At 40.2% G+C, this 12,646-nt stretch carries 11 protein-coding genes; 2 read left to right on the forward strand and 9 right to left on the reverse strand.

Translation table 11 applies throughout. From position 1 onward, the window contains the following. Positions 1-1,330: glyceraldehyde-3-phosphate dehydrogenase (locus B2X72_RS21580; protein WP_286851459.1), on the reverse strand; the 1,330-nt coding region annotated here is incomplete at its 3' end. A gap of 134 nt (positions 1,331-1,464) precedes the next feature. Continuing rightward, positions 1,465-2,697 carry a radical SAM family heme chaperone HemW gene (hemW, locus tag B2X72_RS21585; RefSeq protein WP_244294329.1) on the reverse strand — a complete coding sequence of 411 codons (1,233 nt, stop codon included), beginning with the start codon at positions 2,695-2,697 and terminating at the stop codon, positions 1,465-1,467. 270 nt (positions 2,698-2,967) lie between these two features. Between hemW and B2X72_RS21590 the strand changes: the two genes are divergently transcribed. Continuing rightward, positions 2,968-4,089, forward strand: a complete 1,122-nt coding sequence (locus tag B2X72_RS21590) for a glycoside hydrolase family protein (protein ID WP_208734111.1) — start codon at positions 2,968-2,970, stop codon at positions 4,087-4,089. A gap of 101 nt (positions 4,090-4,190) precedes the next feature. On the opposite strand, the gene B2X72_RS21595 is transcribed toward B2X72_RS21590, so the two are convergent. Further along, positions 4,191-6,068, reverse strand: coding sequence for a M1 family metallopeptidase (locus tag B2X72_RS21595; RefSeq protein ID WP_286851461.1), 1,878 nt, complete (start codon positions 6,066-6,068; stop codon positions 4,191-4,193). A gap of 159 nt (positions 6,069-6,227) precedes the next feature. On the opposite strand from B2X72_RS21595, the gene B2X72_RS21600 reads away from it, so the two are divergent. After that, on the forward strand, positions 6,228-7,085 hold the full coding sequence (locus tag B2X72_RS21600) for a hypothetical protein (protein ID WP_286851462.1): 858 nt from the start codon (positions 6,228-6,230) through the stop codon (positions 7,083-7,085). Positions 7,086-7,209: 124 nt separating this feature from the next. Here B2X72_RS21600 and B2X72_RS21605 read toward each other — a convergent pair whose 3' ends face one another. From B2X72_RS21605 to B2X72_RS21630, 6 genes are all read right to left on the reverse strand, one after another. Further along, the gene (locus B2X72_RS21605; protein ID WP_286851463.1) at positions 7,210-8,607 is read right to left on the reverse strand and encodes an MBL fold metallo-hydrolase; all 1,398 of its coding nucleotides are present in this window, start codon (positions 8,605-8,607) and stop codon (positions 7,210-7,212) included. Positions 8,608-8,618: 11 nt separating this feature from the next. Beyond that, positions 8,619-9,434: a sulfite exporter TauE/SafE family protein gene (locus B2X72_RS21610; protein WP_286851464.1), complete on the reverse strand. Its 816-nt coding sequence runs from the start codon at positions 9,432-9,434 to the stop codon at positions 8,619-8,621. 85 nt (positions 9,435-9,519) lie between these two features. Then, positions 9,520-9,933: a DUF6691 family protein gene (locus tag B2X72_RS21615; protein ID WP_286732281.1), complete on the reverse strand. Its 414-nt coding sequence runs from the start codon at positions 9,931-9,933 to the stop codon at positions 9,520-9,522. Beyond that, a complete protein-coding gene (locus tag B2X72_RS21620; RefSeq protein WP_286732282.1) occupies positions 9,934-10,494 on the reverse strand; it encodes a YeeE/YedE family protein in 561 nt (186 codons plus the stop codon). 83 nt (positions 10,495-10,577) lie between these two features. Further along, on the reverse strand, positions 10,578-11,018 hold the full coding sequence (locus B2X72_RS21625) for a hypothetical protein (protein WP_083663466.1): 441 nt from the start codon (positions 11,016-11,018) through the stop codon (positions 10,578-10,580). Next, on the reverse strand, positions 11,008-12,411 hold the full coding sequence (locus tag B2X72_RS21630; RefSeq protein WP_286851466.1) for a WG repeat-containing protein: 1,404 nt from the start codon (positions 12,409-12,411) through the stop codon (positions 11,008-11,010). Before B2X72_RS21630 ends, B2X72_RS21625 begins: the two co-directional genes overlap by 11 nt. Between the last annotated feature and the right edge of the window lie 235 nt (positions 12,412-12,646).

Below are 12,646 nucleotides of genomic sequence, written 5' to 3' on the forward strand. Positions count from 1 at the left end.
CTATCGTCGCTGGAGCATCTATGATCGCAGCAGCAGTGGAGCCGATGATATCGGAAGTAACGAGTTCACTGTCTTTAGAAAATTTAATCTGTTCGACAAGGTCACCCTGTAGTGATGCCTCTTTTAAAAGTGCATTGATTTCTTCGACGGTAGTTTTAGATTTAATTTCGAGATTTAAAATTGCCAATGATCCATTTGGCACGGGAACGCGAATTGCATTGGAGGTCAGTTTGCCCTTCAATGAAGGCAATACTTTTGAAACGGCAGTCCCCGCTCCAGTTTCTGTGATCACCATATTGAGCGCTGCGGCACGCCCTCTTCTGGACTTCTTGTGCATATTGTCGACAAGGTTCTGATCGTTGGTATAGGAATGTATGGTTTCGATATGCCCTTTTTCAATACCTATTCTATTTTCAAGGACCGCCAAAATAGGAGAGATTGCGTTGGTCGTACAGGAAGCGGCGGAAAATATCGCATGCTGTTCCACGTCAATATCATTTTCGTTGACAGCATATACGATATTTGGAACACCTTTTCCGGGTGCTGTCAATAAAACTTGGGCGGCACCTCTGGATTTCAGGTGGCGACTCAGTTCTTGCTCATCTCGAAAAGCACCCGTATTGTCGACGACTAAAGCATGCTGTATTCCATAATAAGTATAATCAATATCCTCTGGCTGTTTGGCAGAGATAAGGTGGACAGTGATGCCATTGATAATAAGAGCCTGATTTGGAATGTCGACCTGTACGTCGCCTTCGAACGCACCATGTATGGAATCTGTTTTTAATAGTGTCGCTCTTTTCAATATGGACTTGCTATCATTGGCGTCCCGTGTTACAATGGCACGAAGGCGAAGCTGCTGTCCAGCACCGGCTTTATGCATAAGCTCTCGGGCGAGTAAACGGCCGATACGGCCAAATCCATAAAGCACAACATCGCGTGGTTTTAATTCCGCTTGTTGATTGATATCTTTTAATTCATTTGTAATAAAACTAGGTAGATCGTTGTTTTCAATAGTCTGTTTCTTGACCTGTAAGGTAAGTTTTCCGATATCGATACGCGCAGGTGATAGGGTTAGTTTTTCCAATACCTGTGCCACGTGGAGGGTGTCAAAAATATTGAATGGCTCGTCGGTAAGGAGGACGCTTTCCTTGATCAGGTTGAGAATTGAACTCGATTTTACATCAATGAGTTGATTTCTAAAAAATACAAGTTCAATAGCGTGGTTATACCACAGGTTACTGACAATTTGAATTAAGCTTACGGCAGCGTTTTGTTGCTCTCTGTAACTTTTGATCTCTAAATCAAAAGATGGCTTGTGTGACATCATAATTTTATAATAGATTATGTTGCAAACATAGTACAAACCGCCTAAAAAATAGATTTATATTTTTATTTTCGTAATTTTTTAAATGTAAATACTTGTAATATTATTATTTTAATAAAATATTAGCGATTTATTTGTTAATCCTCTATTATGAATAATTCGGACATGATATGATCAGCCATTAATTTACCCGGATCTGTCAAGCGTAATTTGTTTTCTTCCAAAACGAGATTTTTCTCTCCTAGAAATGGTTCAGCATCCTTTAGGACTCGGTTTTTGACAGATTGCCCGAATTTGCTTTCCAGCGCAATCAAATCCAGTCCCCACATGGTTCTCAGCGAAGTCATGATACTTTCGTTGATCTGGTCCAGCGTAGAAAGCTCCTCAATTTCCAGGGGAAGTTGGTTTGAATTGATTGAGGTCATATATTTCGCGTTGTTGGAAACATTCCAGGATCTGGAAGTTCCATTGAACGAATGCGCTGAAGGGCCTATACCAAGATAATGTTTACCTTTCCAATAATTTGTGTTGTGACGTGCATAAAGGCCATTTTTTGCAAAATTGGAAATTTCATATTGTTCATATCCCGCGGCTTTCAATGTATGGATAAGAAGACTCATCTGATCCGCTGCCTGATCTGAATCTATAGCTGGACTTAAGCCTTTTTTAATAAAGTGATCCAATGCTGTCTTATTTTCTACGGTCATGGAATACGAAGAAATATGGGGAATTTCAAAGTCAATCAGCTGTTGCATATTGTGGCGCCATTTCTCATCAGTCAACAGTGGGTAGCCATAAATAAGATCACAGGTAATATTTTCAAAGCCCGCATCTTGCACCCGCATGATAGAAGCCAGTGCTTCCTGCTGATTATGTGCTCTGTTCATCCATTTAAGATCCTCTTCAAAGAAAGACTGTATGCCTATGCTGAATCGATTGATTGCTGTATTCCGCAGACTGTTTACTTTGGCCGCATTTAGATCGTCGGGGTTTGCTTCCAGCGTAATTTCAGCCTGATTTACGATGTCAAAATGCATTGCTATCGTATCGATGATCCGTGCGATCTCTTCAGCTTCCAATAAGGATGGCGTGCCACCACCAAAATAGATCGATTCGACCTTTTTGTCTTCCAAATAGGCTGCTCTGAGCTCGATTTCCCGTCGTATGGCATTGATCATCTCACTTTTGTATTGTAGTGAAGTGCTAAAATGGAAGTCACAGTAATGACAAGCCTGTTTACAAAAGGGGATATGGACATAAATCATGGGGACAAATATACCAAGACCTGACCAACTTCGCTTCTTATTCGTATTATTTCTTCTTTCTCGACGATGTATCCAGAAATATTCGTCGGACTCTTCTGTCTGCACACGAAGTGATTTAAAAAGAAAGTGCAATAGGATGGAAGAATCATCTAAAAGATGGTTGACAGCAAGCTAGTTATTCTTTATCTTGTCGTCAATATTTGTTAGTAGAAAGCACCAATATAGCACCTAATGTCAGATGAAGGAGGAGTGAATTCAAAGGTTTCCTTCTAGAAATAAAAAAGCTATCGGTACCAGCCGCGTTTAAATTATTTCATGGGAGCCTATCAAATAGATTAAAGAACGAATTATTTTCTTCTAATAAATGTAAAACGTATGAAAACCTCTCGTCGAGACTTTCTAAAAAATGTAGCCGGTGTTTCTGGCTTCTTCCTATTTTCAAACCATGGATATGCTTTGGGGGACAGTCTTGAAGACTCCTTTATAGATAAGTTATTACCGGCGCCAAAAGGAGGAGGATTTGCGATGAAAGATTATTGGATTTGGGATCCATCGGTCATAAAAGGAGAAGATGGACGATATCATATGTTTGCTTCGCGTTGGAGCAAACAATATGGCTTTGGTAATTGGGTGACAAATTCCGAAGTCGTCAGGGCTATTTCAGATACCGCTGAAGGGCCATACGAATTTGTTGAAGTTGTACTGCCTGCTCGGGGGAAGCAATATTTTGATGGCTGTACGACACACAATCCTCGAATTGTAAAAAATGGTGACTATTATGTGCTTTATTACTTTGGCAATAACTATGACGAACCAAATCCCTCTTTTACAGAAAATGTATGGGAGTCGGGCTTAGGCCAGAAAGCCTGGATGCATAAACGTATTGGGATGGCCTATTCCAAGTCAATTGCAGGGCCATGGAAGAGAGTTGATCAACCGATTCTGAATCCCCGTAAAGGGGAATGGGATGCCTCCATTACATCAAATCCTTCGCCAGTTGTCTTACCGAACGGAAAGGTTTATTTAGTTTATAAATCTTCCCCAGTAAATTATAATCCACCACTTTTATTGGGAGCCGCGCAAGCGGATTCTTTCCTCGGACCTTATCGCCGTTTATCGGACAAGCCTATTTTTTCATTTCATACAGACCAAAACCATGAAAACGATGTAGAAGATCCATTTGTCTGGTATAACGGTCAGCAGTTTGAACTTATTATGAAGGACCGTTACGGAAAGATCTGCGGTGAAGAGGGTGGCGGGATACATGCTTATTCCAAAGATGGCATAGATTGGCATCTTTCGAAGTCTGTAAAAGCTTATTCTAAAACAATTCAATGGGATGATGGCACGACGAGTCATCAGGCCAATTTTGAACGACCGTTTTTACTATTTGAAAATGGGAAGCCTACTCATTTGTTTGCGGCAACCGGGGATGGTTCAGAGCCCTATCAATTTGAACGTACATGGAATATGGTTATTCCTCTTAAGAGTATATAAGCCACGGAATTAAAAAACGGCTTCCAAACCGCGTCATATATATTGGGTTTGGAAGCTGTCTTGATTTTCCCATCTGTTCGGATAATGGGAAGTATATTTAGTTACTTACTAAAACTGTTGTTTGCCGATTCTACATCCGCTAATCGCAATGAAGGATCAATTGTTACCGTTTTTGGTGTTTTCGATACATGGATAGTATAGTCGGGTTTGGTCCAGAACCAATCCTCAAGCACGGTTCTTTTAACACCTTTGTAAATGTCAAAATGCTCTTCCGGTTTTTCTCCACGCATTTCACGCAAAGGGATATAAAATAATTCTTTGCTTCCATCGGTGTATTCTACCAGAACATCCAGTGGCATGGCAAAATTGGACTTATTGGCCAATAGGATTTCTGTATCTGTTACTTTTTCAATGGCGTAATCGATTTGACGTGTTGTATTGATAAACAGATTGAAATACCATTTTAAGTTGATACCGGAAACATCTTCAGCAACGCGTTTGAAATCATTTGGTGTCGGATGTTTAAACTTCCAGATGTCATAGAATTTCAAGAAGGTTTTTTCTAAATTTTCCTGACCAATAATATAACCCAACTGTTCTGCAAGCACGGCACCTTTGTTGTACGCTTCGTTGCTGTAGCCATAGTTGGTGTTATAATAATCTGCCAGTAAACTCATCGGTTCTTCTTTACCTGAAAGGGCCAATTTATAATATCCACGGTAGGCTGCAATTTGCGGGTTAGATGCTATGGCACCTCTTTTTTCAAAGATATGCTGCATAGCCAACTCCTCGACATAGGATGTGAAGCCTTCATCAAACCATTCATCGACGGTTTCGTTGATTCCAAACAATTGTTGGTACCAAGAGTGTGCCGATTCATGGAATATTACACCGACAAGGCTTTTTAGATTGCGGCCACCTGTGATAAGGGTAGCTGTACCATATTCCATTCCGCCATCTCCACCTTGAATGATGGTATAAGTTGGCCATGGATATTTACCAAACTTCGCACTACAGAAGTCAAAGAATTCGGTAGATAGGCCTATTGCTGTTTTCCAATTCGAGATCACTTCTTTGTCTGTTGGCAAGAACACAGTATACACTCTTATGCCATTTTTACTTGAGGCGGAATCAACGACAAACTTGGGGTCTGCAGCCCATACAAAATCGTGGATATTTTGGGCCTTATAGTGCCAGGTTGCTTTATTGTCGACGGCTTTTACTTTCGCTTTCTGTTGATAACCTTTGACATCTGATGGATTTTGAAGAACACCTGAGGCACCAACGACATAATTTTTATTGAGGTGTATGGTAACGTCAAAGTTGCCAAAAGGGGCAATAAATTCACGGCCCGTGTATTCATCCAAATGCCAGCCGAATTCATCGAATTGAGCCATCTTCGGATACCATTGCGCCATAGATAGTGCTACACCTTCGGCCGAATTTCGGCCAGTTCTTCTGATTTGTTCCGGAACTTGTGCGGTCCATTCCATATCAAAACGCGCTGTTTCCCCATCTTGGATTGCAACTGGTAAAGCGACCTCCAAAATAGTTCCGTCAATTTTAAATGATGCGTTAGCCCCATTCATTGTTAAACTTTTGATTTTTTGATAACCAATTTGATTGGTCTTAAGCTCTCCGATGCGGCTTTGATATACCGGCTTTTCTTTTGTGCCAAGGTTGGTCACCATGCGCTTGTCTGGATCACTGATGTTTTTTAAGCGGTAATCCATCATCGATCCTGGTTGAAAAGCATTGAAATATAGATGGAAATATACTTTTTTAAGTGATTGCCCTGAATTATTGCTGTACTTCAAGGTCATTTTTCCATCGTACTGATATGCTTTTTCATCCACGTTGACATCCATATGGTAGTCAACTTTCTGTTGCCAGAATCCTTTTCTTTGGGCCTTCGCTACTGCCCCCCAAATATTCAATACACATGCAAGTGTAAAAAAGGATATTATTTTGATTTTCATGCCCCAAACTTACAAAATTGTCTCAATAAATGGCACTTAAACGAATGTAACGAAGTTAATGTCATCAAATCTTGACGAAAGTTGACTGTTCTTTGGGAATTGGCTTGGTTTTGGTTAGGGAATTTAACTGTTAAGTTAAAAATCAATTTTACTGTTTTTATGGAAAATCTATATTATAAGCCCTCGGGAAAGGCTCCTGCTTTGGTATTTATCGGATCTCTTGTGCTAGGCACAATTAGTGCCGTTGTATTGGCAATTGTTTACATCGCTTTGCAGTGGTTTATCCCTATTATTTATTTTAATGTATTTATTACATTGGGATTTGGTGCTGGGATATTCTATGTGCTGAATTTCTGTTTCAAAAAATGGAAATTAAGAAATAAGGGCATTGCACTATTGATTACTTTGCTAGTCGCGCTTTTAGCCTTTTATGCGCAATGGGCTCTTTTCGTTTCGCTGATGTACAATGCGGAGGGAACCATGGGCGGAGATACCTGGGTAAAATCATCTTTCAATCTGGAAGGGTTCAAAGCCTTTTTCTTACACCCTTCATTTATTTGGGAAGCGATGCAAGGTTTAAACGAAGTCGGTACCTTTACCTTGAAAAAGAGCCCGGTTTCGGGTGGTATGTTGTGGGCCGTTTGGGCGATTGAGATGGGTATTATTCTGATTACGCCGCTTATTATGGCTTTCCGCGGTATTACTATTTATCCTTTTTCTGAAAAAGACGAAGTATGGATGAATAAGCGGACATTGCCCGGAAGGTTGAAATTCGTGGCGGATAAAGATGCCGTCGTAAGCTCCTTGGGGAATCATGATTTTGCCTATGTGTATGATCATCTTTCAGATGAAGAAGAGCATTTCTCTTTTGCCACGGCCGAATTATATGAATCTGAAACGGACGACCATCAGTATCTGACCATCTATAATCACCAATTTACGGAAAAGAAAGGCAAGATGGAAGAGAAGAAGGATGAGATCATCGAATTCTTGCGGATCAATAGAAATAGTCTATAAACGAAATATACTGACGAGTTGAATTGCTCTTTATTATATGCAATGGCAGCTCAAATTCGATCGTATAGCTTGGTTCTTTACAAAGAGATCCCAGGAATATTTCCCCTGGGATCTTTTTTACATATTATTGTACCAATGTTCCACCCTTTAATTTCCATTCATTGATGGAAGGACTATAAATTTTGACGTCCTTAATACCATTTTTCGCCAATATGGATGCCGCTATGGTTGCGCGGTCTCCAGACTGACAATGCAGGTACAGCTGTTTACTTCGATCAATTTGGTTAAGATTGTCTGCAATTGTACCAACAAAGATATGAGTCGCATGCGGTAAATGGCCCTCTGAAAACTCAGCGGCATTACGCACATCAAGTATTTGGATGTCGGATTTGCCCAATACACTATTCATCTCTTCGAAACCGATGAGTTGCTGATGTTCCAATGGAATCCCCAAATGAGGAATCGTATCAGGCGTAATATATCCAGCGACATGATCCAATCCAATGCGCATAAGCTTGCGGGTAATGTCGTCCAATTGGCTTTCCTCTACAATGAGTATAAAAGGATCCGTGTAATTAAGGATCCAACCAGCCCAGGTATTAAACGTTTTGTTATGCTGAATATTGATGCTATTGGGGAGATATCCTTTGGCAAACTCAAACTTATGGCGTGTATCAATGATAGTTGTTCCTTTGTGGTATAAACGCAGAAAAGTTTCGTTCGTTAACTTCTTGTACTGAGGAACTGCCGTTTGCAAAGGCCGTGCTATTTTGTTGAGTTTTTTCATCATGGCAAAATAGCGTGGCGGTTCGGGCTGTCCTGATAATAGCTCTTCCACGAAGGCTGTTTCGTTGTTTTGGTATTGAAGCGCCCAGTTTCGTATTTTTTCATAACCAACTGTTGAACTCGGAACGGCGCCTAGGGCCTTTCCACACGCGGATCCGGCCCCATGTGCGGGCCATACTTGAATATGATCAGGTAGAGCCAAGAAATGTTGCAACGATCGGTACATTTGGTGGGCTCCAATTTCCTTGGTTCCGATCATTCCCGCTGCATTCTCTAACAGATCTGGGCGTCCGATATCCCCAACAAATACAAAATCACCTGTAAATATCATGACTGGCTCCATGGTTGCAGGCGTATCAATCAATATAAAACTGATACTCTCGGGCGTATGTCCAGGGGTATGGATAACTTGGAAAATCAGATTTCCAACTTGAAATTGATCTCCATGTTTTAATCCAATATGTGGAAATTCATATTCCCAATCTTCTCCACCTTCATCGGAAAGATAAGGTTGGGCGCCTGTCAATGCGGCTAACTCTAGCGTACCTGAAAGGTAGTCGGCATGTATATGCGTTTCCGCAATATGGGTTATGGTCAGATTATTCTTTTGTGCAATCTCAAGATAGCTGTCTACATCTCTTTTAGGGTCAATGACTAGCGCTACACCCTTGGCTTGACAACCAATGATATAACTCGAATGTGCTAAAGATGACTCAAAAATGTGTTGAAAAAACATAACGTGTGATTTTAATAATTTACAAATTGAATGAATTCGAAAGCAAAGATTAGGATGCCGATACTAATTAAAAAGTACCCAAAAATACCTTTCAATTTTGCCGCATCTAATTTGTCTTTCCATTTGGAACCAATCTGGAGGCCTATTAAAGTGATTAACGTAAAGGTAACCAATATAAACCAATTCATATGTTCCAGGAACTGATAATTCGCGATCAAACCGAATGAGGCGTTTAAACCGATGATAAACAACGAAGTTGCAATGGCCTGCTTAAGTGGAATTCCTAAGAGTAATACGAGGGCCGGCACAATGATAAAGCCTCCTCCTGCACCCACCAGGCCTGTCATGATACCGACGAGCAATCCGACGAGGACAACGTTGAAAATCTGGCCAATTCCACCCCTGAATCGATCGTGCCGAACCTGTTTACGTCTTCGTACCATTGCTGTCGCAGAAATCAAAATCACAATCGAGAAAAGGAGCATAATGATATGGTTTCTAGAGATCGCTATCTCGCCAAGGTGGAATGACTCTGGTATGGCTACAAGGAGATAACGCTTGGTCAAATAGACCGAAATTAGCGATGGAAAGAGAAAAACGGCCGTAGTTTTCAGGTCAATTTCTCTTTTTTTCAACGGAGAAATTGATCCGACCAAGGCTAATATTCCTATAGAAAACAACGAATAGTCCAATGCATATTGAGGTTCTATATGAAAAATATAAACAAATATTGGCAATGTTAGAATACTTCCGCCGCTCCCCATCAAACCCATTGACAGGCCGACCAGAACAGCTAATATAAAACCAGCTATAAATATTAATTCCATTTTCTCTTTCTAAAATTTTAACTAGTGGTACAGGCCTCAGATTGCGCGTATATGAGGTAATTTGGTCTAAAGTAGTTTGTTAAAACTAGTGCGGCAACTTATTGCGCAAGACTCCATAAAGCCAAGTACCCAACAAAGCAAAAAGCAAGAGGATTCCTATAGTCCAATAACCAGCACCGATTAGGGCAAACATTGGTCCCGGACAAGCGCCTGTCAATGCCCAGCCTAAGCCAAAGATTGTTCCCCCGAGCAGGTATCGTGTAATACTTTTGTCTTTATCATGGAATGCTATTTGCATCCCGTTACTATCTTTGATTTGCTTTCTCTTGATGATTTGTACGATTATAATTGCTGTGGTCAGTGCTGTACCGATAATCCCATACATATGAAAGGAACGAAATTGAAACATTTCGTAGATTCTATACCATGATGCGGCCTCTGATTTGTATAAGATGATTCCAAACAATATACCGATGGAAATAAATTTTAGTGCTTTCATTTATGCGAAAATTAGCGGGAATAAAAAATGAACCATGATGATCCCACCTAGGAAGAAACCTATAACGGCGATCAAAGAAGGAAGCTGAAAATTGCTAAGTCCAGAAATAGCATGGCCGGATGAACATCCACCAGCATAGCGGGTTCCAAACCCAATCAATACACCGCCAATACTTAAAAGTAGAAACTGAAACAAAGATCCGTCGAAAATGAAAATGGATTCAGGAAGGTAGCCTTGTAAATGGTCGATAATACCTAGCTCTTTTAAGTCGGCAACACTTTTGGAATTAATATGGCTTGCAGTGCCATCGCTCAGAAAATTATGTGCAATAAAACCGCCAATAGCTGTCCCGAGTACTACCAATAAATTCCATGACTGGGTCTTCCAATCGAATCTGAAAAAAGAGGAAGTTTTTCCGGCCCCTAATACAGTACACATGGTGCGCAGATTATTGGACATGCCAAAATCCTTTCCCTGTTTGAGCAGCAGGTACATGACCAGTGCAATTAAAGGTCCTGAAATATACCAGGGCCATGGTTGTTTGATGTATTCCAATAGCATAACATTGTTCTTAAGTGATGTTACAAAGGTACATACTGCCTTTGCAAAAGCCTGTAACAAATGTTACCGAAGGAAGAAAGAATTTATAGGTCGTAATATTCAATGTCGGCGTCCTTTAGGGCTTCCGTTAGCAGGGGAAGATCATCTTCCTTTTGAAATAATTTGTTGCGCCAGGTACGGAAGGCTGGCCCTTTGTTTTGGTTGATAATGATCAGGTTGCCGCCGGAACGTTTGAGATTCCTGATATGAGAAATATTATTCAAAGGGAAAACGATTGTCTTTTTAGCGTTGCTTATCTGAAGTGTATTTTCATCCAAGACCCAAGTCGATGACAAAGTCGAAGACTTTATGGCCAGATACAGTGCTAAAGGAATCATTAAAAGAGCAATAATAATCTTGAGAATTTCCTGTATGGGAACTTTAGACATTCCCATTCCGATCAAAAAGATTGAAATTAGCAAGATTAACATGTATTTTCCACGATGCAATGTCGACAAGTGGAATGTCTGTGGATTACTCTTCATATTTCTTGATAAACTTCCCTTTTGCGTCAATATAATAAAAATTCTCTAGATCCTCCGTTACAAGCGCCAGCCCGTTTTCAAAAGCTTGGGCATTTTGTAATTTAAATGGAACAACGACTTTTCCTGTGTAATCAATGTACCCATATTTATTGTCATTAAATGCCAGTAGAAGTCTTTCACCCGCAAAAGATAGAAACTCATAATCCGTTTTAAGTTGATTATGCCCCGTTTTATTAATAAGCTGGTAAGATTGGTTGACTAGAATTAACGCGAGATTATCGCGATAATCCGAAATGGTTTCATATTTGGCAGGAAGTAAAACAGCGCCTTTTTGATCCATGATACCCGTATGTTCTCCTTCCGTAAAAAGTGCATATTCTGGGCTAGGAACTGAAATAAAGTCATATTTGGCCTGCAGCAATATTTTACCGTTTGTATCCAACAGCCCATACTTAAGATCTCTCATATAAACTACTGGACCGCCTTCGGTTTCTAAACTGAGCGATTCATATTGACATGGAATAACTTCTTTGCCGTGTATGTCTATTAAGCCAAACATTTGTGCTGCATCATTTACGATGGCATAGTCTCCTACATAGCTATATATTGCCGTATACTTTGCTGGTGTTAATTTGTTTCCTAAGCTGTCCTGTACACCAAAATATGCTGTATTGGAATCTTGATACCAAGATAGCTGATCGTTTAGCGTGGAATCTATAGCTTCCTCAATAGGTTCACCTTCTTCATAATCCGCTGGAATTTCAAAGAGTGATTTGTCGAATGTTATTTCTTCCACCTTGGTCGCTTGAATTCCGAGCCCGGCCGATCCGATATAGAGCGCTGCCCCGGGCACTTTTTCGAGATAATCGTAAGTGCCCCAGTATAACTTTGGCAATTTTGGTGCATACCAAACGGTAATTTCCGTTTGTGGATCTTGGCTACCTGTTAGATTGAATGTTGCTTTTTCGCAGGTTATTCCTGCAATTATCTTCTTTTGATTGGGAACTAAGCTGATCTCAAAATCTCCCGAATAGGCATAATTATCACCCTCGTTTACGGCAGTCTCAATGAGTTTGCCGGTGGCCAGCTCTGTTGCAGTATAGGTTTTATTTATTTCATCCAGTAGAAAAGAGCTGCCTTCGTGGATATTGCTGATCTGTATCGATTTTCCGAATAATAAACTTTCAATTCGCATCTGGTCTTTGGTGATGAAGGCCTGCATTAATGCTTCATTATTTCCAGCCAATATTTTGATGAATTCTGAAGATGCGGTATCGGTTCCCGTTTCAGGATCAGCAAATTGATATGAAATTTTATATAGCTTTTGCTGAGCGTGTCCTTGTCCGATAAGGAGAAAAAACGCCAGCTGTAAACAAAGGATAAATTGTTTCATTGTGTGATTTTAAGCTGCAAAAATATTGAAATTCGATTGATTTTTGAAATAATCTTTCGTTGTTTGTGGAAATTCTTTCAAAAATAGATATTATTGTATTTGGTTGTTTAAAACCGATTTTTGGTCTGTACTTAGGGGTCAGGTGCTAGCGTCTTATTTTTTGAGTATAGATCTTGCGTTGTGGACTATTTTTATGCCAAGTGAAATAAATGGTTGTAAGGACGGCGGTTAAGAT

Origin of the sequence: Sphingobacterium sp. UBA7253 (genome assembly GCF_002472745.1) — a bacterium.
Lineage (GTDB): Bacteria > Bacteroidota > Bacteroidia > Sphingobacteriales > Sphingobacteriaceae > Sphingobacterium > Sphingobacterium siyangense.